We start from the raw sequence: 25,399 nt of genomic DNA, 5'->3' as shown, positions 1-25,399 counted from the left end.
CGGCATACCGCCGGCCCCGGCAGGGCCCAGCGACCGGTCGGCGGAGCGGCCGACCCCACGCAGGGGTGCCCCGCCGCGGACGGCCACGGGTGAGAGGGGAGGGTTTTCACGGGGAGGGGCGAACCCGGGTGGGGGCCGGGGTGAGCGTGGGGGCCGGGGGTGAACCCGGCTCGCTGGTGGCCGGGGCGGGGCGGGCCCGGGGGCCTGTCGCGTGCCGCGTCGGTGTGGGCCGGGGTTGGGGGCGGCGGGGTCAGGGCTGGGGCAGGGTCGTCCAGTGGGCGCGCAGCACGCGTACCGTCTCCGCGATCGCCGGACGCCTCGCCGCGCCCGCGCGCCACACCGCGTACAGCCGCCGCACCGGCGTCGGTTCGAGCCGCACCTCCGCGACCCCGGGCGGCAGCGGCCCCCGCCCGAGCCGCGGCATCAGGGAGATGCCGAGCCCCGCGGCGACCAGCGCGACCTGGGTGGGGTTCTCGTCGGCCTGGTGGACGACGTCCGGTTCGTGCCCGGCGGCCCGCAGGGTCCGCAGCAGCCAGTCGTGGCAGACCCGGCCGGGCGGCTGGCACACCCACCGCTGCCCGCCCAGGTCCTCCCGCCGCACCGGACCCCGCCCGGCGAAGGCGTGCCCCTCGGGCACCAGCAGCGTGCAGGGGTCGTCGCCGATCACCGCCTGTTCGACCCCCGCCGGTGTGGGCAGCGGCGCGATGTCCCAGTCGTGGGCGACCGCGAGGTCCACCGCGCCCCGCGCCACCAGATCGACGGAGAGGTGCGGGTCGACCTCGGTGAGGCGGGCGTCCAGGTCGGGGTGGCGGGCCGCGAGGTCGGCGAGGACGCCGGGCAGCAGACCGCGCGCGCTGGACGGGAACGCGGCGATGGTCAGCCGCCCGGACGGCACCCCGCGCCGCTCCTCGAGGCGCGTCTCCGCCTGCTCCATGATCGCCATCAACTCCTGCGCCGCCGAGACGAGTTGACGGGCCTCCGGGGTGAGCCGCACCCCGCGCCCGGCGCGTTCGAGCAGGACGGTCCTGGTCTCCCGCTCCAGCTTGGTGATCTGCTGGGAGACGGCGGACGGCGTGAACCCGAGCGCGGTGGCGGCGGCGCCGACGGTGCCGTGCACCGAGACGGCGTGCAGGGCCCGCAGGCGGTGGAGATCCAGCATCAGGGTCCCGATTCTTCAGTGTCGCTACATCCGACCGTGCAGCAATCATCGCTGGTGCTACACGGTCGCGGGACGTGATCCTCGACGCATGCGACCCGCACATGTGGCCCTCGCCGTCCTCGTGACGGCCGTCTGGGGCGTCAACTTCACCGTCATCGAGGTCGGCCTCGGCCACTTCCCGCCGCTGCTCTTCTCGGCCCTGCGCTTCCTGGTCGCGGCCCTGCCCGCGGTCTTCTTCGTGGGGCGCCCGACGGTGGCCTGGAAGTGGATCCTGTCGGTCGGGGCGGCCCTCGGGGTGGCCAAGTTCGGGCTGCTCTTCGTCGGGATGAGCGCGGGCATGCCGGCCGGCCTCTCCTCGCTGGTGCTCCAGATCCAGGCGGTGTTCACGGCCGCCGTCGCGTTCGCGGTGCTCGGCGAGCGCCCCTCCCGGGTCCGACTCGCCGGGATGCTGGTGGCGCTGGCCGGGATCGGCGTGGCCGCCGTCGACGAGGGCGCCTCGGGACCGCTCGGCGCCTTCGCCCTGGTGGTCGCCGCGGCGGCCTGCTGGGGCGTCTCGAACGTGCTGACCCGCAGGGCCGCCCCGCCGGACGCCCTCAACTTCATGGTCTGGGTCAGCACGGTCCCGGTCCTGCCGCTGCTGGCGCTCTCCCTCCTGGTGGAGGGTCAGGACCGGGACCGCGCCGCGCTGGCCGCCCTCGACTGGCAGGGCGCGGGCACGGTCGTCTACGTGGCGTGGGTGACGACGGTCTTCGGCTTCGGGGCGTGGGGGTGGCTGCTGCGCCGCCACCCGGCGTCCACCGTCGCCCCGTTCTCGCTGCTGGTCCCGGTCTTCGGGATGTCGTCGGCTGCGCTGTTCCTCGGCGAGGACGTGACCCCGCTGCGGTGGTGCGCGGCGGCCCTGCTGGTGGGCGGGGTGGCGGTGGCCTCCCTCTCCCCGGGGAGCCGGACGCCCGCCGCGCTGCTCACGCCGACTCGGTGAGGAGCCTCGACAGCAGGTCGCGCCCCGCCGTCAGCAGTTCCGGCAGCGGGGCCGCGTCCTCGTACCAGCGCTTCTCGTACTCCCAGCACAGCCAGCCGTCCCAGCCGTGCCGGGACAGCACCTCCACGACCTCGGCGAGCGGCAGCACGCCCGCGCCCAGCGCCAGCGGGGTCCGGTCGCCGGCCGACGCGATGTCCTTGACCTGCACGTAGCCGAGGAACGGCGCGAGCGCCGCGTACGACTCCGCGGGCTGCTCGCCCGCCAGCCAGGTGTGCATGACGTCCCAGAGCGCGCCCGCGCTGCGGTGCCCGACCCGGCCCAGGACGCGGATCGCGTCGGCGCCCGCCGGATGCGAGTCGTGGGTCTCCAGCAGGACCCGGACGCCGTGGTCGGCGGCGTACTCGGCGGCGGTGCCCAGGCGCCGGGCGGCGGTCGCGTCCGCCTCGCCCGCGCTCCGGCCCTCGCCCGCGCCGGGGAAGACCCGCACATGGCGGGCGCCGAGGTCGGCGGCGAGGTCGACGAGTCGGCGGATCTCCTCGATCACCGGTCCGTCCTCGCCCGGCGCGGCCACCCGCGGGTACCCGGCGACGCCCAGGACCTCGATCCCGGCGTCCGCGAACCGGCGGGCCGCGTCCTTCCTGCGGGCGAGGTCGAGGCCGGGGTGGACCGGCTCCTCCGGGTGGGCGCGCAGTTCGACGCCGTGGTAGCCGTGGTCGGTCGCGAGCCGGATCACGTCCGGGACGGGCAGGGCCGGGACACCGAGGGTGGAGAAGGCCAGTTTCATGATTCCCACTGTCACTCGCGGGCGCGGTGCAGGTCCAGGCGCCAGTCCTGGCCGTTCAGGTCCTTTCCGAACGAGCGGTGCGGTTTCTCCGCCGCGAGCGCGAACCCGTGCCGCAGGTAGAGGCGGCGGGCGGCGGTCAGGATGTCGTTGGTCCACAGCACGACGTCCCGGTACCCGGCCCCGCGCGCGAAGCCGACGACCGCCCCGACCAGCCGGTCCCCGACGCCGAGCCCGCGCGCCTCGGGCTCGACCAGCAGCAGCCGCAGCCGGGCGCTGCCGGGAGCCTCGTCGCGCACGCACATCACGCACCCCACCGGGCGGCCGTCAAGCTCGGCGATCCACACCCGCTCCAGGTGCGGGTCGTGGTCCTCGCCGAAGTCGGCGACGATCCGCGCGACGAGGCCCTCGTAGTCGGCGTTGAACCCGTACTCGGCCGCGTACAGGGCCGCGTTGCGCTGCACGATCCAGCCCAGGTCGCCGGGGCGCGGCTCGCGCAGCACGACGTCCTCGGGGCGCGGCGGGCGGCCGTCGGAGAGGATCTCGCGGACGGTGCGCAGTGCCTCGGCGAGCCGGGTCCTGTCGGCGGCGCCGACCCCGCCGAGCAGCGCGCCGACGGACCGGTCGGCCCGCTCGGCGAGCAGCGCGGCGGTCTCCCGGCCGCGCCCGGTGAGGGTGACGCGGCGCCGTCTGGGGTCGGTCTCGGACGGCGACCGCTCGACCAGCCCGTCCTCCTCGAACTTGTTGAGGATGCGGCTCAGGTACCCGGCGTCCAGGGAGAGCTGGGCGCGCAGGTCGGCGGCGTCGGTGCGCGGGGCGTGCGCGAGTTCGTACAGCACCCGGGACTCGGTGAGGGTGAACGGCGCGTAGAGGTGACGGCTGTAGTCGAGCGCGCCGATGACGTTCGTGTAGAAGCGGTTGAAGGCGCGGACGTCCTGGACGGTCATGATGCGGCCCCGCGGTCCGGAGGAAACCTCTGACCCAGTCAGAGATGCTGCGGATTCCGAGGGTAGGACGAGAGGCGCCGCCCGTCCATGCCCGTGACGCCCCCGGCCCCCCCGGGCGAGTGCGCCGTCCGTCCATGTCCGTGACGCCCCCGGCCCCGGGCGAGTGCGCCGTCCGTTCATGCCCGGGGAGCCTCGGCGCCCCGGGTCAGTCGGCCGCGGGCCGGTAGACGCAGACCTGCGCGCCGGTCTTCGCGGTGGTCGCCGAGACCAGCTCGAACGGGCGCCGCGCCCCGTCCGCCGGGAAGACCGACTTGCCGCCGCCGAGCAGCACCGGCATCACGATCAGCCGCAGCTCGTCGACGAGCCCTTCCGCGAGCAGGGCCCGCACCAGCGTGGGGCTGCCCATCATCGCGAGGTCGCCGTCCCCGTCCGCGCGCAGCTCCCGGATCCGGGCGATCGCCTCGCGGCCCGGGATGCGCGTGGTGTCGCCCCAGGTCAGCTCGGCGTCCCCGAGGGTGTCCGAGACGACGTACTTCGGCAGCCCGTTCAGCAGATCGGCGAACGGGTCACCGGCCCGCTCGGGCCACGCCTTCGCCATCGTCAGATAGGTGCGGCGGCCGTACAGCAGCGCGGCGGCCCGCTGGAGGCCCTCGGCGAACGCCCCGCCCACGACCTCCGGGTCGAAGTACGGATGCGACCAGCCGCCGTGCGCGAACCCGCCGTCCGTGTCCTCCTGCGGACCCCCGGGCGCCTGCACGACCCCGTCGAGACTCATGAACTCGCTCACCACGACCCGCATGCCGACCCACTCCTCGTCGTTCCGCGCCCCGGTGGACGCTCACCCACTGCAGACCGATGGTCGTACGAAAAGTCATCGCCGTGACGGCGGACACCCGCAGGGGACAGGGAAGTCACCCCAGGGTGGACAAGGATTAGGCGGTCCCCGGGGCGCCTGTGGCTCAATGGCCGCGGTGCGACCGAGAGGGGCGGCGGCGATGGCGGGCGAGGACCGGCCGGTGCGGGGGAGGCGGCCCCCGGGGACCGGCCGCCGACGCGGGAGCGGCACCGCCCGGACCGCGCCGACGGGCCGCCCCCGGGTGCGGCGGAGGGCCCCGGCGTGACCGGCGGACAGGACGGGCCGCCGCGCTGCCGCGTCCTCTGGCACCGCGGCTGGGGCGTCTGCGCCGCGCTGCTCGGGACGGTGCTGCTGGTCGCCGCCGGGGTCGGACTTGCCGTGGTGCCCGCGTCGGTCGCCGAGGAGCGCGCCTTCCGCACCGCGCTGCCCTGCACCCTCGCGGCCGGGGACGACTGCCTGCGCCCGGTGACCGCCACGGTCAGCGGCACCGAGATCCGCGACCACCCCAAGAACCCCCGCTACGACCTGCACCTCACCGGGGCACGGGCGGCGCCCCGCAGCCTGCCCATGGGCGGCGCCGAACCGCTGCTGCGCCATCTGCGGGCGGGCGACGAGGTCGTCGTCACCCGCTGGCGGGACTACGCGCCCGCGGTCACCAAGGACGGGGTCACCCAGTCCACCGACGACACCCCCGAGGGCCGCTCCCTGTTCACCACGGCCGGGTCGCTCGCGCTGGCCGCGCTGGGCCTCTTCGCCGTCCACGCGGGCCGGTCGGCGCTGACCCGGGCCCGCGCCTTCGCCGCCGAGGGCGTCCCGCCGAGGCTCCTGCTGCGCGGCGTCCAGTCCGCGGGCGCCGCCCTGCTGGCCGTCCCCGCAGGCCTGTTCGGCGTCTGGACGGGCCCCCTGGGCGTGATCGTCCTGTGGCTGCCCGCGGTGGCCCTGCTCCTCCTGGCCACCAGAGACCTGGACACCCCGCAGGGTTCGTAGGCGGTAGGCGGTAGGCGGGAGGGCGAGCGCCACCGGGGGCTTGGCGCAGGGCGGCGGGGCATCCCCGGCGGTCTCTCCGGGGTGCCGGGTGACGGCGTTCCCGGGCGTCCCTCCCGGGTGGTGGCCGTCCCCGTTCCCAGGGCCCGAGACGGAAGGTGCCGGGCTGGGGCGGACCGGGTCGGGCCAGGCCGGTGGTGGGCCGGGGTGGTCTCAGATCCGGACGACGATCTTCCCCCGGGTGTGGCCGAGTTCGGACCGCGCGTGGGCGTCCCCGATCCGCTCCAGCGGGTACGTCCGCTCGACGCGCGGCCGGTAGTCGCCCCGCCGTCCGAGGTCGGCCGCCTCCGCCAGGAACGCGGGGTCGTTCTCCGCGTTGACCAGATGCGTGCCCAGGCGGGCCGCGTTGGCGTGGTCGGCGATGGTCGAGACCCGGGCGGGGTCACCGGCGATCGCCACGAGGTCGTCGAGCGACCCGGAGGCCGCGGTGTCGAGCACCAGGTCGACGCCGCCCGGGGCCAGCACGCCGAGCCGCTCCGCGAGACCGTCGCCGTAGGTGGTGGGGACGGCCCCGAGCGAGGCGAGGAAGGCGTGGTTGCCCGCCCCCGCCGTCCCGATCACCGTGGCGCCCCGGGCCACCGCGATCTCGACCGCGGCGCTGCCCACGCCCCCGGCGGCGCCCTCGACCAGCAGGGTGCGCCCCCGCAGCGGACCGAGCGCCCGGAGCCCGCCCATCGCGGTCACCGACGCCAGCGCGGCACCGGCCGCCTCCTCGTCCGTCCATGTGCCGGGCGCGGGCGCCCAGGCCGAGAACACGGCCAGCTCCGCCGTCGCGCCGGTGACCCCGCCGAGTCCGAAGACCCGGTCGCCGACCGCCACGTCCCGCACGCCCTCGCCGGTCGCGTCGACCGTGCCGACGGCCTCCCGCCCGGGGATCGCGGGCAGTTCGACGGCGAGGAGGTCGCGCACCGCGCCGGAACGCACCTTCCAGTCGACGGGGTTGACCCCGGCCGCCGTGACCCGGACCCGTACCTCACCCGGGCCGGGGAGCGGGTCGGGCGCTTCCTCGACCACCAGGGTCTCCACGCCTCCGTACCGGTGGTATCGAGCTGCGCGCACAGGAGCCTGCCTTTCCGGCGGGGTGAACCGGCCGTACGTGAGAGGGGCGGGCGGGGCCGGTGGGCCGTCGTCCCGCGGACATCTCGTACGCTAGAACCTGACGCTGACGTCAGGTGCAAGTCGGGCCCGGCACGGAGGAGGAGCGGTGCGGATCGGAGAGGTCGCCGACAAGGCGGGAGTGAGCGTCCGGGCGCTGCGCTACTACGAGGAGCAGGACCTGCTCCCCGCGGACCGCAGCCCCGGCGGCCAGCGGCACTACCCCGACTCGGCCGTCGACCGGGTCAGGCTGATCCAGCTCCTGTACGCGGCCGGGCTGCCCAGCAGGGTGGTCCGCCAGGTGCTGCCCTGCGTGGACTCGGGCCGGGCGGCCCCGACGCTGCTGGGCCAGCTGGAGGAGGAGCGGGCCCGCATCGACGGGCGGATCACCGACCTGCTCGCCGTGCGCGACCGCCTCGACGACGTGATCGCCCTCACGATCGACCCCGACCCCGACCGCTGCGTGTACTGAGACCGGCCGCCGCGGTGCCCCACGGCGCGAGGGTCACCCCGTGCGGGCGCGGGCCGCCAGCAGTCCGGCGGCGAGCTGGGCCGCGAGCACGGCGCCCAGCGCCGCCATCGGCACCGTCCACCCGTCCGTGAGCCCGTGGATCGCGCCCAGGCCGAACGGACCCAGCGCGGCCACCAGGTACCCCGTGCCCTGCGCCAGCGTCGACAGCGCCGAGGCGTGCGCCGCGTCCGGCGCGCACCACACGATGAAGCTGAGCGCCAGGCTGATCGCGGCCCCCTGGCCGAGCCCCAGCAGCACCATCCACAGGTAGGCGAGGGGGACGGGGGCGAAGGCCAGGCCCGCGTAGGCCGCGCCGCACAGCACCACCGTGGCCGCCACCGCGGGTGCCCGTCCGGCCGGGCGCCGCCCGAGCGCGGGCGTGAGCAGGGAGGCGGTGAAGCCGGGGAAGGTGGAGAAGGACAGCATCCAGCCCGCCTGCCCCGCCGACATCCCCGAGTCCTGGAGCAGCGACGGGATCCAGGACAGCAGCGCGTAGTAGCCGAGGCTCTGGGTGCCCATGAAGACGGTCACCGCCCAGGCGGTGCGGTCCCGCGCCAGGTCGCGCACGAGGGTGCCGCGCACGGCGGCGGTCGCGGGCAGCCGGTCGGCCGGGCGCGGCGGCCGGTGGCGGCCCGTCTGCGGCAGCCAGAGCAGGAACGCGGCGAGCGCGGGCAGTGCCCACAGCGCGAGCGCCTGCCGCCAGCCGGTCCCGAGGGCGTTCTCCAGCGGCACCGTCAGGCCGGAGGCCGCCGCCGCGCCGATGAACAGGCTGGTCGTGTACAGGCCCATCATCAGGGCCGACCGGTGGGCGAAGTCGTGCTTGATCAGACCGGGCATCAGGACGTTGGCGACGGCGATCGAGGCCCCCGCGACCACGGTCCCGGTGAACAGGGCGGCCGTGGACGGCTGGAGCCTGGCCAGCACCCCGATCCCGAGCAGCAGCATCGTCGCGCCCAGCAGCCGGTGCATGCCCCACCGTCTGACCAGGGCCGGGGTGGCGAAGGCGAAGCCGCCGAAGCAGAGCACCGGGATGGTGGTGAGCACGCCGGTGGCGGTCGCCGAGAGCGGCTGGCCGCGCTCGATGTCGCTCAGCACCGGCCCGACGCTCGCGACGGCCATCCGCAGGTTGAGCGCGGCCAGCAGCAGCCCGGCCGCGAGCAGCACCGGCCCACCCCGCCCGAACCGCCCACCAGGGACGACGGCCGCGGCGACGACGGGCCCTGACGGGCTCGCGGACGACGGCCGATCCGCAGGCCGGGACGCGGACGCGGGCGTGGGCGTGGGTGACGGCCGGGGCGCGGGCGAGTCCTGGGGCGCGGTGGACGACGGGAGCGGGTCAGGCCGCCCGTCCTGGAGGGGATCGGGGACCGGCTCCGGGGCCGCGTCCGTGACCGGGACCGGGGCCGGGTCCGGGGCCGGGTCCGGGACCGGATCAGGCGGCGCGTTCCGGTGTGAGGGGTGTTCGTGCATGGGACCAGTCCACCCGCGGGCCCGCCCCGCAGTCGACCGTTATTCTGATCAGTTATGACGATAGTCCGCCACCCGGCGGGGGAGCAGACCCACGACCTGGGGCACCGTGAGCGCACCCCGGTCCACCAGCACAGCCAGGGCCACCTGATCTATCCGGCGCGCGGGGTGCTCTCCGCGTCCGCCTCCGGACAGACCTGGATCATCCCCGCCAACCGCACCGCGTGGATCCCCGCCCGGCACGACCACTCGCACCGGGCGCACGGCCGCACCGACATGCGGATCGTCTTCGTCACCGCGTCGCTCGCCCGCCAGCTCCCCGACCGGCCCGCCGTCCTGTCCACGACCCCGCTCGCCCGCGAGGCGCTGCTCGCGCTCACCGGCCCGGACCCGGCCCCGCGCTCCCGGGAGGCGCGGGACCGGCTGCGCCATGTCGTCGTGGACGAACTCGGACCGGCGCCCGAGGAGCCGCTGCACCTGCCCGAGCCGCAGGACCCCCGGCTGCGCGAGCTGGCCCGGATCATGGAGCGGGACCCGGCGACCACGGCCACCCTCGGCGAACTGGGCCACGTCATCGGGGTCGGCGAACGGACCCTCAGCCGTCTCTTCCGCGAACAGATGGGCACCGGCTTCACCCGGTGGCGGACCCAACTCCGGGTGCACCACGCCCTGGTGATGCTCACGGAGGGCGCCGGGGTGCTGGAGACCGCGCACGCCTGCGGCTGGTCCAACCCCAGCACGTTCATCAACAGCTTCACCGCGCTGGTGGGGCAGACCCCCGGCCGCTACCGCCGCAACCTGCCGTCGGCGTGAGCGCCTGCGGCTAAGCTCGCCCCCGTGTTCGAGAGGACCGTTTCACCTGTGCTGCGCGTTGAGCGGATCGGCCGCGCGCGATGGGCCGCTCTCGGGGTCGGCACGCGCGACGGCGTCCTCGCCGCGCTGCTCGCCCCGGTGGTGTTCGCGCCCGTCATGGCCCCCGTCGGCGCGGAGTTCGGCGATCTGCCGACCCGCCCCTACGACCTGCCCGGCGTCCTGCTGACCGCCGCGCTCTGGCTGCCGCTGGCGGTACGGAGGCGCTGGCCCGGCCTCTGCCTCGCCGTGGTCGCGACGGCGTTCGCCCTCCACGAACTGGCGGGATATCCGCAGACGTTCGCGAGCGTGGGCCTGTACATCGCCCTGTACGGGGTGGGCGCGCACGGACCGGGCGGCCGATCCCCGCGCGGGACGACGGAGAAGCCGGGGCCGGGGCCACCGGCAGGGACCGGGACGACGACGGGTACGCGTACGGGAACGGGAGCGGGAGCCGAGGGGAACGTCCCGGCGCGGCCCCGTGGGGACGGTGTCCGCCTGGCCGTCGGGGCCGCCGTCGCCACCGCGCTCTACGTGCTGTTCGCGATCGGCCTGCACCGGCGCGGCACACCGCAGGACTTCTCCGACTTCGTCCTCATCTACCTGGTCCAGGTGGCCTGTTGGGGCGTCGGCCGGGCGGTGCGGTCCTGGCGGATCGCGGAGGAGGAGCGGCGGAAGGCCGCCGCCGAGGCCGCCATGGCCCGCGAACGGGCGCGCATCGCGGCGGAGTTGCACGACGTGGTCACCCACCACGTCACCGCGATGGTGGTCCAGGCGGACGCGGCCCAGTTCGTGCTCGCCGACGCCCCCGACCGGGTCGCCACCGGCCTGGAGGCGATCAGCGACTCGGGACGCAGGGCCCTGACCGACCTCAAGCACCTGCTCGGCGTGCTGAACGCGTCCGGCGCCGGGGCGGACGGCGACGACCGCGCGCCCGCCCCGTCGCACGGCACCCTGGGCGACCTCGTCGAGCACACCAGGGCGGCGGGCCAGCCGGTGCGGCTGACCGAGCACGGGGAGCGCCGGGCGATGGCGTCGGCCGTGGAACTCGCCGCGTACCGGGTGGTCCAGGAGTCCCTGACCAACGCGCTGAAGCACGCCCCCGGCCACCCCACGCACGTGCGGGTCCGGTACGGGGACGAGGAGATCGAGGTAGAGGTGACGACGGAACCGGCCCCCGCGGAGGGCGCGGTGCCCGTGCCCCGCGGGACGTTCGTGCGCGGCGGCGGGCACGGCCTCGCCGGACTGCGGGAGCGGGTCGGCGTGGTCGGCGGCGAGTTGCGGACCGGAGCCGCGCCGGACGGCGGCTTCGCGGTGCTGGCCCGCATCCCGGCGGGAGGCGGGGCGTGACACCGATCAGGGTGCTGGTCTGCGAGGACCAGGAACTCGTCCGCACCGGGTACGTCACCATCTTCTCCGCACAGCCGGACCTGGAGGTCGTCGGGGAGGCGGCCGACGGTGTCGCGGCGGTGGAGGCGGCCCGCGCACTGCGCCCGGACGTCGTCGTGATGGACATCAGGATGCCCCGGCTCGACGGCATCGAGGCGACCCGGCTGCTGGCCGGACCGGACGCCGGCGAACCGGTGAAGATCCTCGTCGTCACGACGTTCAACCTCGACGCGTACGTGTACGAGGCGCTGCGCGCGGGGGCGTCCGGGTTCCTGCTCAAGGACGCGCCGCCGCGTGAACTCGTCGCGGGCATCCGCACGGTGGCCGCGGGGGAGTCGCTGCTCGCGCCCGCCGTCACCCGGCGGCTGGTGGGCCGCTTCGCCGACCGCATCCGCCCCGACGCGCGGCGGCCCGCCGTCCCCGAGGCGCTGTCGGTCCTCGCGCCGCGCGAGACGGAGGTCCTGAAGCTCATCGCCGAGGGCCTGTCGAACGGGGAGATCGCGGAGCGGCTGGTGATCAGCCGCGAGACGGTGAAGACGTACGTCTCCCGCATCCTCACCAAACTCGACCTGCGCGACCGCGTCCAGGCGGTGGTCCTGGCCCACCGGCTCGGCCTGGTGCCGACGGGGGAGTGAGGGGACTCCGGTGCCAGGGGCACCGGGGGGACAAGGCGCCGGGCAGAGGGGCACCGTGGGACAGGGCCCTCCTCCCACCCGTGTCCCCCGGGAGAGCTACTCCCGGTGTCCACCCCGGGGCGACGTCCGGGACCCCCCGCCGCTCATAGCGTTCCTCGTGTCGAAGCGGGGCACGGAAGGACCGGCGCTGCGGGAGTCATGGAGGAGACAGGTCATGTCGCTCGGGAGCGCGCAGTCGCTGAGGATCCGCTACGAGGGTCTGTTCGCGCAGACCCCGGTCGAGGCCCCGGCCCGGGAGTACCCGCGGTGGGTGCGGCTGGGCGCGCCGGTGGTGATCATCGCCGTGGTGCTCGCGGTCGCGGCCGGCATCCGGGTGGTCGCCGGATCGAACCCGGTGCTGTCGCTGCTGGCGGGCGCCCTGATCGCGCTGGGCGGCGCGGGCGTCTACGCGGCGGTCGTACGCCGCCTCGACGGGCGCCCGGTGACCGAGCTGGCCCCCGGGGGAGCCGTCCGCTCCCTGCGCACCGGGACGGTCGTGGGCCTCGGCCTCTTCACGGCGACGCTCGCGGCGATCGTCCTGTTCGGCGGCTACCGGACCGAGGGCGGGGTCTCCGTGGGCGGCATGCTGACGCTGCTCGGCATCATGGCGGGCGTCGCCGTCACCGAGGAACTCCTCTTCCGCGGCGTGGTCTTCGGCGCCCTGGAGGAACTCACGGGCACCCGGGGCGCGTTGACGATCTCCGCGCTCCTCTTCGGCGGCCTGCACCTGCTCAACCCCGGTGCCACGGTGTGGGGCGCGCTGGCCATCGCGGTGGAGGGCGGCCTGATGCTGGGCGCGGTCTACGCGGCGACCCGCTCGCTGTGGCTGCCGATCGGCATCCACTTCGGCTGGAACTTCGCGGAGAGCGGTCTGTTCGGCACCACGGTCTCCGGCAACGACGACGCCCCGACGGGCCTGGTCCACGGCATCCTGTCCGGCCCCGACGCCCTGACCGGCGGCACCTTCGGCCCGGAGTCGAGCTTCGTGGCGATCCTGATCTGCTCGATCCCGACCTGGATCTACCTGCGCAGGGCGGCCCGAGCGGGCCTGCTGAGGCCCCGCGGGAAGACCACACCCACGAACTGACGCCCACACGGCGGACGTTCGCGAACCTGACGCCCCCGGCGACGTTCCCGACCTGACGCCGACCCGGGCGACGTCCCCGGACTCCCCGGCCTGACGCCCACCCCAGCACCAGCCGATCGGCCCGGCGGCCCCCCGCCCAGCGCCGATCGGCTTCCGGCTGCTCCGGGCGGCCCGACCCCGGCGTCCGCCTTGCGCGGTTCGGGGACTCGTACGACCTCGGCGCCGCCCGGCTGATGTCCGTCGCCACCGCCCGTCCCGTCACCGCGCTGCCCGGTTCAGGGCCCGCACGACGACGGTCCCGCCCGGCTGACGTCCGTCGCCACCGCCCGGCTCGTCACCGCGCTGCCCGGTTCAGGGCCCGTACGACCACGGCGCCGCCCGGACGACGTCCGTCGCCACTGCCCGTCTCGTCACCGCGCTGCCCGGCTCACGACGCGCACGACCCCGCCCCCGCCCGGCAGACGCTCGTCGCCACCGCCGGGATACTCACCGGAGGGGTGCCGGGCCACCCGCCCCGATCCCCCCACCCCCCGGGCTACGGCTCGCGGGCCGCGCGCCGATCACCGTCCGAGGACAGCCCCCGCCGACCCTGCCCCGGCTCACGACCGCCGCGACGGTGCCGTCCCCGACGCGCCGGGCAGGCACCGGCACCGCCCTCACCCCCGCGGCACCCCCGTGGACCCCCGGACCATCAACTCCCCCCGCACCGTGGCGATCCCCCCGGGCGGTGCCTCCTCGCGGCCCATCGCGATGCGGCCCGCGCGGGCGCCCGCCTCCGCGAGCGGGAGCCTGACCGTCGTCAGCGCGGGCACCGCGTCGACGCTGAACGGGAGGTCGTCGAAGCCCGCCACCGAGACGTCGTCCGGGATGCGCAGCCCCGACTCCCGCAGCGCGGCGCAGGCGCCCAGTGCCACCGAGTCGTTCGCGGCGACGACCGCCGTGAGCGTCGGGTCGCGGCGCAGCAGCTCCAGCGTGGCCTCGTACCCGGCCTGCCGGTCGTACCGTCCGTGCACGGTCCAGCGCGGGTCCTCCGCGATCCCGGCCGCCTTCAGCGCGGCGCGGTGGCCCTCCAGGCGGTGGCGGGTCGTGGTCCGCTCCTCGGGACCCGCGAGGTAGCCGAGCCGCCGGTGGCCGAGCCCGATCAGGTGCTCGGTGAGCCGCTGGCCACCGCCCCGGTTGTCGAAGGTCAGCGCGATCGCGCCGGTGTCGGGGGCGGGCGGCCGACCGCACAGCACCACCCGCGTCCCGGCCTCCGACAGCCTGCGCAACTTGGCCGCCACGGCCGCCAGATGGGGTTCGTTCTCGACCGCGCCGCCGGTCAGCACCACGGCCGCGGCCCGCTGCCGCTGAAGCAGCGTCAGATAGGTCAGTTCGCGTTCCGGGGAGCCCCCGGTGTTGCAGGTCACCGCGAGCCGTTCGCCGCCCGCCCGGCCGCCGGGTCCGCCGATCTCGGACTGGATCGCACTCGCCATGATCCCGAAGAACGGGTCGGCGATGTCGTTGACCAGGATGCCGACCAGGTCCGAGGTGGCCGCGGCCAGCGCGCTCGCCGGGCCGTTGAGGACGTAGTCCAGGTCGTCGACGGCCTTCAGCACCCGCTCCCGGGTGGACGCGGCCACCGGGTAGTTCCCGTTCAGCACGCGCGACACCGTCGCGGGGGAGACCTGCGCGCGGGCCGCCACGTCCGCCAGGGTCACCGTCATCTCGTCGTCCTCCGGTCGCGCATCTGTCGTAGCACCTCGTTGTGCCCCTGCTCGTCGTGGGCCTGCCCGGCCCGTCCGCCCTCGCGTCCGTCCGCCCGCGCGCCGCCCGTACGGCCCGACGCCGTGCGCCGCGGGCCCGCGCGTCCGCCCGTCCGACGTCGGGGACGGGCCACCGGCGCCCGGTGGTTCCCGGGGTGACGCGCTCCCCGCACCCGCGAGTGGCCGCGCCTGGTCCCCCGGGAGGCGCCGCGCCCCCGTTCCCCGGGTCCGCCGTCCGGAGCAGACCTTACGGCCCCGGCGCCCACCCGTTCGTACCCTCGAACAACTCGAAGCGGTCACGGTCTTGTCCGGACCATGGTTCAGAGGCTAGCTTCTCCTTACATAGAAAGCGCTTGCTGAGTCGCTCATCAGGAGGGCGTACGCGGCACGCACACCGCGGACGACGCTGTGTACGACACCTGCGAAGGGAATGACGTGACACGCAAGACGGTGCGTATCGCCATGAACGGCGTGACCGGACGCATGGGCTACCGCCAGCACCTGGTCCGTTCCATCCTGGCCATCCGCGAACAGGGCGGCCTCGACCTCGGCGACGGCACCGTGCTGTGGCCGGAACCGATCCTGGTCGGCCGCCGCGAGCACGCCCTGCGCGCGCTCGCCGAACGGCACGGCATCGAGCACGTCTCCACCGACCTGGACGCGGTCCTCGCCGACCCGTCCGTCGACATCTACTTCGACGCCCAGGTCACCTCCGCCCGGCAGGAAGCGCTCACCAAGGCGATCGCCGCGGGCAAGCACCTCTACACCGAGAAGCCGACCGCCACCGGTCTCGACGGCGCCCTGGAACTGGCCCGGCTCGCCGACGCGGCCGGCATCAAGCACGGCGTCGTCCAGGACAAGCTGTTCCTGCCGGGCCTGCTCAAGCTCAAGCGCCTCGTCGACGGCGGCTTCTTCGGACGGATCCTCTCCGTGCGCGGCGAGTTCGGCTACTGGGTCTTCGAGGGCGACTGGCAGGAGGCCCAGCGCCCGTCCTGGAACTACCGCGCGGAGGACGGCGGCGGCATCGTCGTCGACATGTTCCCGCACTGGGAGTACGTGCTGCACGAGCTGTTCGGCCGGGTGAGGTCCGTCCAGGCGATCGCCACCACGCACATCACGCAGCGCTGGGACGAGCAGGACAAGCCCTACGACGCCACCGCCGACGACGCCGCCTACGGCATCTTCGAACTCGACGGCGGCGCCGTCGCGCAGATCAACTCCTCCTGGGCGGTGCGGGTCAACCGCGACGAACTCGTCGAGTTCCAGGTCGACGGCACCGAGGGCTCCGCCGTCGCCGGACTGCGCAACTGCCGTGTCCAGCACCGCGGTACGACCCCCAAGCCGGTCTGGAACCCCGACATCCCGGCCACCTACTCCTTCCGCGACCAGTGGCAGGAGGTCCCGGACAACGAGGAGTTCGACAACGGCTTCAAGGCGCAGTGGGAGCTGTTCCTGCGCCACGTGTACGCCGACGCGCCCTACCGCTGGGACCTGCTCGCCGGTGCCCGCGGCGTCCAACTCGCCGAGCTGGGGCTGAAGTCGTCCGCCGAGGGCCGCCGGTTCGACGTCCCGGAGATCACGCTGTGACCCTCCGACTCCCTTACCCCGACCGCGGGTTGCGGGCCTACGAGCCCCGCGCCGAGCCGCGCGCCCTCACCCCGGGCGCCCCCTTCACCTCCCGTACGGTCTTCTCGGCGGCCCATGTCGTCGCCGACCCCCTCGCCGACACCACCCCGGACGGACCGGCCGCCGTCGACTGGGACGCCACCCTCGCCTTCCGCCGCCACCTGTGGTCGCACGGCCTCGGGGTCGCCGAGGCCATGGACACCGCCCAGCGCGGCATGGGCCTCGACTGGCCGACCGCGGCCGAGCTGATCCGCCGCAGCGCCGCCGAGGCGAAGGCGTCCGGCGGCCGGATCGCCTGCGGGGTCGGCACCGACCAGATCACCGCGGGCACCCTCGCCGAGGTCCGCGCCGCCTACGAGGAGCAGCTCGCGCTCGTCGAGGAGTCCGGCGCGCAGGCCGTCCTGATGGCGTCCAGGGCGCTGGCGGCCGCCGCCTCGGGCCCCGAGGAGTACCTGGAGGTCTACGGGCACCTGCTGCGCCAGGCGGCCGAACCGGTCGTGCTGCACTGGCTCGGCCCGATGTTCGACCCGGCCCTGGAGGGCTACTGGGGCTCCGCCGACCTCGACACCGCGACGGACACCTTCCTCGACGTGATCGCCGCCCACCCCGACAAGGTCGACGGCATCAAGGTCTCGCTCCTGGACGCCCGGCGCGAGGTGGAGCTGCGCCGACGGCTGCCGCAGGGCGTGCGCTGCTACACCGGCGACGACTTCCACTACCCCGAGCTGATCGCGGGCGACGAACAGGGCTTCAGCCACGCCCTGCTCGGCATCTTCGACCCGCTGGGCCCGCTCGCCGCCGAGGCGGTCCGGGTCCTGGACACCGGGGGACACCGGGGGATTCCGCGAACTCCTGGACCCCACGGTCGAGTTGTCCCGCCACCTGTTCCAGGCGCCGACCCGCTTCTACAAGACCGGCGTGGTGTTCCTGGCCTGGCTCGCGGGCCACCAGAGCCACTTCACGATGGTCGGCGGCCTCCAGGCGGCCCGCTCCCTGCCGCACCTGGCGCACGCCTACCGACTCGCCGACGGCCTCGGACTGTTCCCCGACCCGAAGCTGGCCGAGGAACGGATGAGGAACCTGCTGTCCCTGCACGGGGTGAACCAGTGAGCACCGGACTCGAACGCTTCTCCATCAACCAGATGACGGTCAAGCAGCTCTCGCTGCCCGAACTGGCCGACGCCTGCGCCGCGTCGGGCGTCACCGGGGTCGGCCTGTGGCGGGAGCCGGTCCAGGCGTACGGCGTCCGGGCGGCGGCGAAGCTGGTCCGCGACGCGGGTCTGACGGTCACCACGCTGTGCCGGGGAGGCTTCCTCACGGCGATCTCCCCGGCCGAGCGCGCCGAGGCGATCGCCGACAACAGGCGGGCCGTCGACGAGGCCGCCGCGCTGGGCACCGACACCCTGGTGCTGGTCTCCGGCGGCCTGCCCGCCGGGTCCAAGGACCTGCCGGGCGCCCGCGAGCGGATCGCGGACGCGCTGGCCGAACTGGGCCCGTACGCCGAGGAACACGGCGTCCGCCTCGCGATCGAGCCCCTGCACCCGATGTACGCGGCCGACCGCTGCGTGGTCTCCACCCTGACCCAGGCCCTGGACCTCGCCGAACGCTTCCCGGCCCACCAGGTCGGCGTCGCGGTCGACACGTACCACGTCTGGTGGGACGACCAGGCGCCCGCCCAGATCGCCAGGGCGGGCGCGGGCGACCGCATCCACACCTTCCAACTCGCCGACTGGACGACGCCGTTGCCCGAGGGCGTCCTCAACGGCCGGGGCCAGCTCGGCGACGGCGCGATCGACCTGCGCGCCTGGCAGGCCCACGTGGAGGCGGCCGGGTACACCGGCCCGATCGAGGTGGAACTCTTCAACGACGGCCTCTGGGCGAGGGACGGCAGAGAGGTCCTGACGGAGACGACGGAACGCTTCCGGGCACACACCAGTCCCTAGCCCCGGACGGGGTCCGTGTATCGCGCTCCGCTGAGAGCGCGATACACGATCGGGGACCCCCGTGGCGCAAGGGGACCGGTTTGTCAGTGCCGTCCTGTACGATTTCCGCCGCCACATCGGATACCGGGCTTACGCGCCGGTAGAACCGAATAAATCGGACAAGCTACTGTGCCTTGCGTCACTATCAAACTTGTGACTTGCATCACTTTCGCGTGGCCACGCATTATCTGATCAGGTCGAACGCTGGAATCCGGACCGGAGTTGACGATCCTGCGTGTGGCGCGACCTGTGTGCAAGTGTCGCGAAGGATCTTGGGAGCAGGGCAAGATGGGGCCGTTGCTCAGGACAAGGCGAGAGCCCCATCTCCGAAGCCGCCAAGCATGCAGAGATGAGGCCCTCTGGCAACACCAGATCGGGTCCGCCCCGACCTTCGGGTCGGGGCTGTTCCCTTTAGTGGCTCAGGAACTCGCGCACGATCTTGTAGATCGTGAAGACAAGTCCGAGCCAGCGGGTGCGACGGTAGATCTTGTCCGCTGTGGTGTTCTGGTGTCCCTCTGGCTGTGCAGCCATCGGGCCGCCCCCTTTCTGGTCCACGTTCGTGAACCCCGCGGGGCGCCCACGTCGTCTTCGCGGACCCTCCGGGGAGCGGTGATAGCCCCACACAGTACCGGGCGGCACCGTGCGCCACGGTGCGTGAAAGCCGCGTCTGCGGGTGCCGGAGGGTTCGCGCGGGTGGCGCGGCGGCACCTACCGGGCGGTCGGCATGCCACGTATGTGGCGATCAAGGCAACTGCCAGCGACTTCGCGAGAGTTGACCACGGCTCGGTCGCTCAGTTCCCGTGACGCACGTTGCGTTAATCACACTCTGGGGATGACGTCGACTGCGCTCAGATCACTACGGACTGATCGCGAATGGCACCACTTCTCCCTGCTCATGGCCGTGCACTGAGCTGTGGCGATGTCGTGTCGCTCAGATCCGTTCAGAAGACGTCGCGGGCGACGCAGTGCGCGGGAGCGTGGCGGTAGCCGCCGGCGCCTTCCGGGCCAGTACGGGACCGGCGTCCTCGTCGACGCTGTGTCCGACGATCAGGAAGCCGCGGGCGAGGTGCCAGACGAGGCCGGGCAGGGCTCCTGCCGCGACGGACAGAGGACGGCCGCGGCCGAGGATCTCGACACTGACGGGCTGGTCGGCGCCGCCGCACTCCACGAGCCTGCGCTCGTAGAGCAGGCTGCCGACCCCGAGTCCGCGAAATTCCGGCAGGACTTCGGACGAACACAGGTGTACAGCCGTCAAGTGGGATTGGGCGCCCTCCAGGTTCGCGTAGCGGAGCCTGCGCCGGGGGAGCCAGGAGGTGCAGCCGATCACCTCCCCCCGGTACCACGCGCAGAGGCAGCTCTGTCCAGGTGCGGTGTGCCGATGCGACCGCAGGGCGGTGAGGCTGTCCAGCGTGGCCCGGCGAGCGAAGGCGAGGAAGGCGCTCGACCGTGGGTCGTCGAGTCTGGCTATGTGCACGTCGGCCTCTTTCACGGTCCGCCCCTCTCCCGCGCCCCGGGTCTGCTCCGCCAGTCCTCCCTGATGCGGGTCCGTCTGAACTCCTGCAGCATGGGCCTACCCGGCATCAACTGAGGAACATTCATGCCCCAGTTCGGGTTGCCCTCAAGAAGGACAGGACCTCGCTGAGCCAGTCCCACGTCCCAGCCGACCGAGCCGAGGCACGGGAACAACCGGTGGGCCCGCACACACATCGCGCGCATCCCCGTGGCCCAGGGAGCGGGAAGAACGTAGGCGCATGGCCCCCGGTCCGCACCCTGTGCGTCCAGCCCGTCCCCGAAGGAACCGTCCTCGCCCATCAGATGCGCGGTGCCGCCCTGTCTGCGATTGGCGGCGACGGCGCCGGGCCCGCCGCGGAACAGGACCATGCCCACCACCTCCGTGCGCCCGCTGAGCCGGGATGTGACCACGCGCACGGTCGGCAGAGCGGTGTCACCTGCCTCAGCGAACCAGTCCGGCGGCCTCAGCCGCTCCTCGGCGACGAGTCGATCCCCGCGCACCAACTCCCGCAGTTGCTCAGATCCCTTGGCGGCCTCGTGGTGCCCCGGGGACGGCTCCTGGCATGTGCGGGCCGCCCACACGGAGTCGCCCTGCAGTCCTTGGCGGTCCTTCAGGACACAGAGGGTGCCGGGTGGGATGTCCGGATGGCTGAACTCCAGGACCTGCGCGGCCGGACCCCCGTCCCGTGCACGGATGCGGGTCGTCGGAGGGACCGGGACCTGGCGGGGGACGTCGATCCCCGCCGACCCTAGCCGTCGGTTGCACTCCGTTTTGTCGTTGACCAGCGCCGCTGCCACGGCACAGTTGTTCCAGTCCCGGTGTTCCGCGCGGCGTGCGCGGGGCACCACACCGTTCAGGGCGTCGAGACCAGATCTCCCGCATCGGCGCAGCGCGGCGATGTCGCGGCTGTCACAACCGGTACGGAGCGCCAGGAGCAGGGCGTCGAGGAGCACGTGGTCCTCGCTGACGGCGTGACGGCGACGCCACACGTCTGCCACGCCCCTGAGGCCGTAGAAGACGGATCGCAGAAGCCGACCCGTGCTTCCCGGACCGGTCGTCGACATGACGACCGCTCCCCAGCTCAGGCGTGGTGCCGTGGCCGGTGTCAACTGGTCACGGTGCGCCCCGCACACGGAGCGTGCGGCGAGCCACAACGGCATCGGACGACCGGTCGGGTCGGAGACGTCAGTCACCGGCGACCGCTCGCGAGCGCTCCGATTCCACATCCGCCCAGCTCCGCAGCACTCTGTTCCTGACCGTCTGTGCCACCGCGGTCTCGAACTCGGCCACGGCACGGGAGACCAGCACTGGTCCCTCCGGTATCTCTCCGGTCTCCAAAAACTCACGGAGTTGCGTCAAGGACATGGCGTCCAGGCCGGAGCGGACGAACGCCTCGTAGTTCGGGCGCAGGGGGCGTGCGGGGTTGCCGATCACCAGATGGCCCGGACGCACCGTGCGGGTGACCACGGCAGCCATGCCCGCGTAGGACCACTGACCCATGACGGTCCTGGGGTGCAGGGTGCTTCCGATGCCGAGCCCGCTCCAGTCGAGCAGGACGCTGTGGCCCCCCACGACGCAGTTGACGGAGAGGGTGACATGAGAGCCCGTGTGCGTGTCGTGGGCCAGAACGGTGCCTGCCCCGACCGAGCTGTTGTCGCGGACGACTGTGACGTTCCCGATCGGGCCGTGCACGACGGAGTGCTCCCCGAAGTAGTTGCCGTTGCCGATGTGGACCGCTCCGGTGCCGTGCCGGGCGACGCTCCGCCGATGTGCCTGGCGGCATCGCCCGCCGATGACGGAGTAGGCACCGAAGAAATTGTCGTCGCCTATGACCGCTGGGCCGTAGATCACGACACCGGGTGCGAAGGTGTTGCGTCTCCCGATCGCGACGTCGCCTGTGACGGTCGGCCCTGTGGCCATGGCGGCTCCCTCTCACCAGTCGGACATGTCCAGGGCTTCTCGTACCTCGTCCGTGCAGCGCCTGATCAGATCGATCGTCTGGTCCCGGAGAGCCGGTCGCAGGCGAGGGGCCGAACACCGCCAGCCGGTGACGATCTCGCCGTAGCCGTCCCTGCGAGCGTGCTCGGGCAGGTGCTCGTAGGACCAGAGGAAGACGTCCCAGCCTGCCGCACGCAGCGTCAGATACTCCTCAGCGATCTTGCGCCAGCGTTCGGCGTAGAAGACCGCGAACCATGAGTCCGGTCCGCCGTACTCGTCGGCGATGTCTCCGTGCCGGCCGGGTTCGCACATCGAACGGTAGGCCGCCGCCGGTTCACGGAGGAGGAAGACGACGCGTCGCCGACCGGTGTGCCGCAGGAGGTGCTGTTCCGCCCAGGTGCTCAGCACCGCCGTCGTGGCCGGGGCCGAGGCGAGCCGGTCGAGGTAGTGCCGTATGCCGGTGACATCGTCGGTGTCCAGGTTCCAACCGTCGGCCCGCCGCGTGAATTCGGCGCTCTGCGCGGCGCGGCCCTGCTTCACCCAGTGGCGGTGGTGCACGATGTCCGGCTTGTTGTGAACGGCCAGCCCGGCCCTGCCCAGAGCCTGGCGCAGGTACGTCGAGCCCGAGCCTCCCATGCTGCAGAAGATCGTCGGATCAGACGAGTTCAAGGCGATCACCGTCCGCGAGGATGCGCACGTCGGCCCGGCAGCCGTGGAACGCGTCCAGCACCTCGCGCTCCTCGTCCGCCGGGAATCCGATGTGCGTCAGCAGGACGGTCTCCAACGCGGTCCGCGCACGTACGAGTTGTGCGATGTCCGTGGCGCCCGCGTGCCCCGCGTTCCCGGACCGGCCGCCGCCGCAGTCGACGACGAGTGTCCGCACGGAGTCGTCGACCGCGCTTGCCAGCCGGTCGTCGCAGACGGCGTCGCCGGAGAGAACGGTGTCGAGAATTCGGTACCCGAGTGCCTCCATGCCGCCATGGGTGACGGGGAAAGCGGTGACGGCGAGTGCCTTGATGCCCTCGCAGGCGGTGGGGCGGTCTGGTGTGACGGGGTTCCAATCGATGCGGGGGGCGTTGCGCCGCTGCTCGAGCCCGAAGGGAGCGAGAAGCGCCCGCCCGACACCGAGCGTCTCAGGCGTCCCGTGAACGGTGAGCGGTTCCTCCTTGCACAGGCCCAGCATCCACAGGGAGTGGATCAGGCTGGGAAGGCCGTACACATGGTCGGCGTGGCCATGAGTCAGGAGGAGGTGCCGCAGAGAACCGGGATCGAGCCCGCGGCGCAGGATCTCGTGCACGGGGCTGCCGCTGCAGTCGACGGCCAGCAGCGAACCGGCGGCCTCGACCAGGTACGAGGAGTTCGCCCGAGCGGCGCTCGGCCTGGCCGATCCGCTCCCCAGGACGTGCAGTGTGCCCGCGCGGTGGTCTGTGCCCGCTTCGGGCTCTCCCGGTGTGGGCTGTCGTCCGTCGTTCACTCTGGTTCTTCACCTTTCTTCTTCGAGTTCCTGCCAGTTGCGCACAGAGGAGTTGCGCTCGGCGAAGAGGCGCTCGATGTCCAGCGACCGTCGGCCGGCCTCCACCGCCTCGCGGATGGCCTTGACCCGTCTTCGCACGCTCCGTCGTTCGAGGCCGCCGCGGAAGACCGGGGTCATGGTGTGGAGCAGTACGGGATCGTCGACGGCCGCCGCGTACGCGTAGGCGGCACGTGGCTCGACGCCTCCGGTCAGCGCGGGCAGGCTGGCTCTGCCGCCGTTTCTCCGGTTGAGGAGAGGCATGATGGCTTCGTAGAGCGTTCCGCTCTCCAGGGCGGGGACGCTCAGCAGCCCGACGTTGACGATGTCACCGCCCATGGCGTGGATCATCGAGGCGTAGGCGGACTGACTCCAGGAGGTACGGCCCGACGGGTAGGAGGCGAGCGTGTAGGCGAAGATCGGCACGTTCCAGGCGCGCAGGTACTCGAAGACCGAGAAGCCCATGGCCACCGGGCACATACGGATGCCCAGGGTGATGTTGGGGGTCCGGGGCTGCACGTCCGTGGCGATCTTCTCGACCAGCCTGACCGCGTACTCGAGTCTGCTCGTCGCGTTGAAGAAGAGCGCGACAGGGCGTGCCGCAGTCGCCTCCTCCGCCACGACCTCGGCGCGTGTGGCCAGTTCTTGGTCGTTCACGTTCAGGCTGAGGTCGGTGATGACCTGCACCCCGGCCCGTACCAGGGTGCGGCTCACGTCGTTCCAGGACTGCCGGGCCGCTGTCTTCGGCACGGGCACGGAGAGCCAGGGCGCGGGAGAGGCGGACCCGTCCAGGAGCCCGGTCCCGAGGACCGGGCCCGGGAAGAAGGAGTCACTCTCCCGCGGGCCGAACGCGCTCAGCGTCACCTTCCGGATCGCGGGATCCCGGAAGCTCGTGCCTCCGAGCAGAGCGACCAACCCCGCCGAACCTCGTTCGGCCATTCCGAAGTCGCCGAGTTCGAGGTCCACGCTGAGGGAGAGCCTCAGCCCGTCCTGACGGGTGTCCGTGCGGTAGGTCATGCCGATGTCCGCCAGGCGGTCTGTCCGATGCGCCAGGAGCCCGGTCCTTACGGCGGTGACGATCCGGTCCACGTGCGAGGACGGCGCGAGGGAGAGGTCGTACTCCAGGCGCAGGGTCATGCCGGCTCGATCGGGCCGACGAGTGCCCACAGCACGCTGACCGTCGTGGTGATATTGAGTGCCACGGCCCATGAGCCCAGATTCGTGTAGTGCGCCGCGGCGGTCGCGACGACGAACGCGACGAGCGCAAACGCCGCTGCGAACTGGAACCGTACCGAGCGCCGCCACATGCGTGCGTTTCCCTCCGGGGTCTCGGATCTGACCGAGGCGCGTAACGTGGCGAGGGCCACGAAGACGGTGGTGGCCGTGCCGTCGAACTGGGACAGCAGCCCCATCACCTCGGTGTCGCTGCTGATCGAGAGGCGTCTGGTCCCCTCATGGACGGCGGCGGTGGCCAGGACCATCACCAGCAGGGGCACCCGCAGTACCCGCGCGTAGAACGTGATGCGCACCTCCGACCGCGTCAGTAGGACCGGACGAACGGACCGTTCGAGTCGAGCGCGTCCCGCACTCTGAGCGCGCGAAGGGGAGGCATCATCAATTCGGCCTCCTTCTGGGTCAACCACCTGACGTCCACCGCCTCGTCCGAGACGCGGGGCTCGCCCGCCTCCACATGACAGAGGAGGGCGATGGTTATCGTGCGCAGGGAGACGTTCTTGTAGACACCGGTGAGCCGCACAGGTCGCACTGTGACGCCGGTCTCCTCGAAGACTTCGCGGACGACTCCTTGCTCCACTTCTTCGTCTCTTTCCAACAGCCCTCCCGGCGGCACCCAAGTGCCGTCGTCCGCCCGCTTGATCGCGAGCAGGCGACCGTCGTCCTTGAGGACGACGCCGGTGACGCTGACGGCATGAAGCGGTACAGCGAGATCGGATTCCACGAGACGCTCCCCAACGGTCCCCCGCATTCTAGCGAGTTGTGACGTCCGTCACGCCGGAAGTGTCCGGTCGCTCAGGGATCCGGCGAAAAAAATCCGCACCGCCGTACAACCCTCCCCCCATCCCGCCCGTCGTACTGGGCATCAGGACGTCTCGGTGGGGGACCCGGGGGGGGATCGCGAGGCGTTCTGGGGAGGGGAAAGCAGCGGGGGCCCGGTCGACGGACCGGGCCCCTGACGCCTTTCTGGCAACCGGAGAGGACCCCGGGCCGAGGCTCCCCGACGTCGCGGGAAAC

24 protein-coding genes and 1 pseudogene are annotated in these 25,399 nt (G+C 73.2%); 10 read left to right on the top strand and 15 right to left on the bottom strand.

Translation table 11 applies throughout. The annotated features are described in order from the left end of the window. Window positions 1-250: 250 nt before the first annotated feature. Window positions 251-1,159, bottom strand: coding sequence for a LysR family transcriptional regulator (locus GA0115242_RS13935; protein WP_093828162.1), 909 nt, complete (start codon window positions 1,157-1,159; stop codon window positions 251-253). Between the two features lie 88 nt (window positions 1,160-1,247). Between GA0115242_RS13935 and GA0115242_RS13930 the strand changes: the two genes are divergently transcribed. Next, complete coding sequence (locus tag GA0115242_RS13930) at window positions 1,248-2,138, top strand: EamA family transporter (RefSeq protein WP_093828160.1); 891 nt, start codon at window positions 1,248-1,250, stop codon at window positions 2,136-2,138. Here the strand turns inward: GA0115242_RS13930 and GA0115242_RS13925 are convergent. From GA0115242_RS13925 to GA0115242_RS13915, 3 genes are all read right to left on the bottom strand, one after another. Beyond that, window positions 2,122-2,922, bottom strand: a complete 801-nt coding sequence (locus GA0115242_RS13925) for a sugar phosphate isomerase/epimerase family protein (protein ID WP_161353140.1) — start codon at window positions 2,920-2,922, stop codon at window positions 2,122-2,124. The genes GA0115242_RS13930 and GA0115242_RS13925 overlap by 17 nt on opposite strands. Window positions 2,923-2,933: 11 nt before the next feature. Then, window positions 2,934-3,866: a bifunctional helix-turn-helix transcriptional regulator/GNAT family N-acetyltransferase gene (locus GA0115242_RS13920; protein ID WP_093828156.1), complete on the bottom strand. Its 933-nt coding sequence runs from the start codon at window positions 3,864-3,866 to the stop codon at window positions 2,934-2,936. A 205-nt stretch (window positions 3,867-4,071) separates the two neighbouring features. After that, complete coding sequence (locus GA0115242_RS13915; protein ID WP_093828154.1) at window positions 4,072-4,665, bottom strand: dihydrofolate reductase family protein; 594 nt, start codon at window positions 4,663-4,665, stop codon at window positions 4,072-4,074. 318 nt (window positions 4,666-4,983) lie between these two features. On the opposite strand from GA0115242_RS13915, the gene GA0115242_RS13910 reads away from it, so the two are divergent. After that, window positions 4,984-5,709, top strand: a complete 726-nt coding sequence (locus tag GA0115242_RS13910) for a hypothetical protein (protein WP_093828152.1) — start codon at window positions 4,984-4,986, stop codon at window positions 5,707-5,709. Between the two features lie 210 nt (window positions 5,710-5,919). Here the strand turns inward: GA0115242_RS13910 and GA0115242_RS13905 are convergent, their stop codons facing one another. Next, on the bottom strand, window positions 5,920-6,825 hold the full coding sequence (locus GA0115242_RS13905) for an NADP-dependent oxidoreductase (protein WP_093828150.1): 906 nt from the start codon (window positions 6,823-6,825) through the stop codon (window positions 5,920-5,922). Between the two features lie 145 nt (window positions 6,826-6,970). On the opposite strand from GA0115242_RS13905, the gene GA0115242_RS13900 reads away from it, so the two are divergent. Continuing rightward, window positions 6,971-7,333, top strand: a complete 363-nt coding sequence (locus GA0115242_RS13900; RefSeq protein ID WP_093828148.1) for a MerR family transcriptional regulator — start codon at window positions 6,971-6,973, stop codon at window positions 7,331-7,333. 33 nt (window positions 7,334-7,366) lie between these two features. Here the strand turns inward: GA0115242_RS13900 and GA0115242_RS13895 are convergent, their stop codons facing one another. Next, window positions 7,367-8,536, bottom strand: coding sequence for an MFS transporter (locus GA0115242_RS13895; protein ID WP_256089428.1), 1,170 nt, complete (start codon window positions 8,534-8,536; stop codon window positions 7,367-7,369). A gap of 360 nt (window positions 8,537-8,896) precedes the next feature. Between GA0115242_RS13895 and GA0115242_RS13885 the strand changes: the two genes are divergently transcribed. The 4 genes from GA0115242_RS13885 to GA0115242_RS13870 all read left to right on the top strand — a co-directional run bounded on the left by GA0115242_RS13885 (window position 8,897) and on the right by GA0115242_RS13870 (window position 12,838). Beyond that, window positions 8,897-9,652 (top strand): AraC family transcriptional regulator, encoded by a 756-nt coding sequence (locus GA0115242_RS13885; protein WP_093828146.1) that lies wholly within the window; start codon window positions 8,897-8,899, stop codon window positions 9,650-9,652. Window positions 9,653-9,700: 48 nt separating this feature from the next. Next, entirely contained in the window at window positions 9,701-11,038 is a 1,338-nt protein-coding gene (locus tag GA0115242_RS13880) for a sensor histidine kinase (protein ID WP_256089427.1), read from the top strand. Further along, window positions 11,035-11,712: a response regulator gene (locus tag GA0115242_RS13875; protein WP_093828144.1), complete on the top strand. Its 678-nt coding sequence runs from the start codon at window positions 11,035-11,037 to the stop codon at window positions 11,710-11,712. Before GA0115242_RS13880 ends, GA0115242_RS13875 begins: the two co-directional genes overlap by 4 nt. A 214-nt stretch (window positions 11,713-11,926) precedes the next feature. Continuing rightward, window positions 11,927-12,838: a CPBP family intramembrane glutamic endopeptidase gene (locus GA0115242_RS13870; RefSeq protein ID WP_093828142.1), complete on the top strand. Its 912-nt coding sequence runs from the start codon at window positions 11,927-11,929 to the stop codon at window positions 12,836-12,838. A 656-nt stretch (window positions 12,839-13,494) separates the two neighbouring features. Here GA0115242_RS13870 and GA0115242_RS13865 read toward each other — a convergent pair. Beyond that, on the bottom strand, window positions 13,495-14,541 hold the full coding sequence (locus tag GA0115242_RS13865; RefSeq protein WP_093828140.1) for a LacI family DNA-binding transcriptional regulator: 1,047 nt from the start codon (window positions 14,539-14,541) through the stop codon (window positions 13,495-13,497). Window positions 14,542-15,015: 474 nt separating this feature from the next. On the opposite strand from GA0115242_RS13865, the gene GA0115242_RS13860 reads away from it, so the two are divergent. From GA0115242_RS13860 to GA0115242_RS13850, 3 genes and pseudogenes are all read left to right on the top strand, one after another. Beyond that, window positions 15,016-16,167, top strand: a complete 1,152-nt coding sequence (locus GA0115242_RS13860) for a Gfo/Idh/MocA family protein (protein ID WP_093828180.1) — start codon at window positions 15,016-15,018, stop codon at window positions 16,165-16,167. After that, window positions 16,164-17,316, top strand: a pseudogene (locus GA0115242_RS13855) (dihydrodipicolinate synthase family protein). The gene GA0115242_RS13860 and the pseudogene GA0115242_RS13855 overlap by 4 nt, the downstream one beginning before the upstream one ends. 32 nt (window positions 17,317-17,348) lie before the next feature. Beyond that, window positions 17,349-18,149: a sugar phosphate isomerase/epimerase family protein gene (locus GA0115242_RS13850; protein WP_093828178.1), complete on the top strand. Its 801-nt coding sequence runs from the start codon at window positions 17,349-17,351 to the stop codon at window positions 18,147-18,149. Between the two features lie 970 nt (window positions 18,150-19,119). On the opposite strand, the gene GA0115242_RS13845 is transcribed toward GA0115242_RS13850, so the two are convergent. From GA0115242_RS13845 to GA0115242_RS13810, 8 genes are all read right to left on the bottom strand, one after another. Further along, on the bottom strand, window positions 19,120-19,662 hold the full coding sequence (locus tag GA0115242_RS13845) for a GNAT family N-acetyltransferase (RefSeq protein ID WP_161353138.1): 543 nt from the start codon (window positions 19,660-19,662) through the stop codon (window positions 19,120-19,122). A gap of 11 nt (window positions 19,663-19,673) precedes the next feature. Beyond that, window positions 19,674-20,699, bottom strand: a complete 1,026-nt coding sequence (locus GA0115242_RS13840) for a sugar-transfer associated ATP-grasp domain-containing protein (protein ID WP_161353136.1) — start codon at window positions 20,697-20,699, stop codon at window positions 19,674-19,676. Between the two features lie 187 nt (window positions 20,700-20,886). Next, window positions 20,887-21,621 (bottom strand): hypothetical protein, encoded by a 735-nt coding sequence (locus GA0115242_RS13835; protein WP_093828134.1) that lies wholly within the window; start codon window positions 21,619-21,621, stop codon window positions 20,887-20,889. A 12-nt stretch (window positions 21,622-21,633) separates the two neighbouring features. Further along, entirely contained in the window at window positions 21,634-22,275 is a 642-nt protein-coding gene (locus GA0115242_RS13830; protein WP_093828132.1) for a hypothetical protein, read from the bottom strand. Window positions 22,276-22,294: 19 nt separating this feature from the next. Beyond that, complete coding sequence (locus tag GA0115242_RS13825; protein ID WP_093828130.1) at window positions 22,295-23,113, bottom strand: MBL fold metallo-hydrolase; 819 nt, start codon at window positions 23,111-23,113, stop codon at window positions 22,295-22,297. Window positions 23,114-23,122: 9 nt separating this feature from the next. Next, entirely contained in the window at window positions 23,123-24,286 is a 1,164-nt protein-coding gene (locus tag GA0115242_RS13820; protein ID WP_093828128.1) for a hypothetical protein, read from the bottom strand. After that, window positions 24,283-24,678, bottom strand: a complete 396-nt coding sequence (locus tag GA0115242_RS13815) for a hypothetical protein (RefSeq protein WP_093828126.1) — start codon at window positions 24,676-24,678, stop codon at window positions 24,283-24,285. Before GA0115242_RS13815 ends, GA0115242_RS13820 begins: the two co-directional genes overlap by 4 nt. Window positions 24,679-24,689: 11 nt before the next feature. After that, complete coding sequence (locus tag GA0115242_RS13810) at window positions 24,690-25,106, bottom strand: NUDIX hydrolase (protein WP_256089426.1); 417 nt, start codon at window positions 25,104-25,106, stop codon at window positions 24,690-24,692. Between the last annotated feature and the right edge of the window lie 293 nt (window positions 25,107-25,399).

Source organism: Streptomyces sp. SolWspMP-5a-2 (genome assembly GCF_900091845.1).
GTDB classification, from domain to species: domain Bacteria; phylum Actinomycetota; class Actinomycetes; order Streptomycetales; family Streptomycetaceae; genus Streptomyces; species Streptomyces doudnae.
This window is presented reverse-complemented; position numbering and strand designations above follow the sequence as displayed.

Bases quoted from the DNA above. Each gene is read 5' to 3' on its own strand.
- GA0115242_RS13820 (WP_093828128.1), bottom strand. From the start codon at position 24,286: ATGACCCTGCGCCTGGAGTACGACCTCTCCCTCGCGCCGTCCTCGCAC.
- GA0115242_RS13935 (WP_093828162.1), bottom strand. From the start codon at position 1,159: ATGCTGGATCTCCACCGCCTGCGGGCCCTGCACGCCGTCTCGGTGCAC.
- GA0115242_RS13865 (WP_093828140.1), bottom strand. From the start codon at position 14,541: ATGACGGTGACCCTGGCGGACGTGGCGGCCCGCGCGCAGGTCTCCCCC.
- GA0115242_RS13830 (WP_093828132.1), bottom strand. From the start codon at position 22,275: ATGGGAGGCTCGGGCTCGACGTACCTGCGCCAGGCTCTGGGCAGGGCC.
- GA0115242_RS13930 (WP_093828160.1), top strand. From the start codon at position 1,248: ATGCGACCCGCACATGTGGCCCTCGCCGTCCTCGTGACGGCCGTCTGG.
- GA0115242_RS13835 (WP_093828134.1), bottom strand. From the start codon at position 21,621: ATGGCCACAGGGCCGACCGTCACAGGCGACGTCGCGATCGGGAGACGC.
- GA0115242_RS13850 (WP_093828178.1), top strand. From the start codon at position 17,349: ATGACGGTCAAGCAGCTCTCGCTGCCCGAACTGGCCGACGCCTGCGCC.
- GA0115242_RS13925 (WP_161353140.1), bottom strand. From the start codon at position 2,922: ATGAAACTGGCCTTCTCCACCCTCGGTGTCCCGGCCCTGCCCGTCCCG.
- GA0115242_RS13870 (WP_093828142.1), top strand. From the start codon at position 11,927: ATGTCGCTCGGGAGCGCGCAGTCGCTGAGGATCCGCTACGAGGGTCTG.
- GA0115242_RS13920 (WP_093828156.1), bottom strand. From the start codon at position 3,866: ATGACCGTCCAGGACGTCCGCGCCTTCAACCGCTTCTACACGAACGTC.
- GA0115242_RS13915 (WP_093828154.1), bottom strand. From the start codon at position 4,665: ATGCGGGTCGTGGTGAGCGAGTTCATGAGTCTCGACGGGGTCGTGCAG.
- GA0115242_RS13885 (WP_093828146.1), top strand. From the start codon at position 8,897: ATGACGATAGTCCGCCACCCGGCGGGGGAGCAGACCCACGACCTGGGG.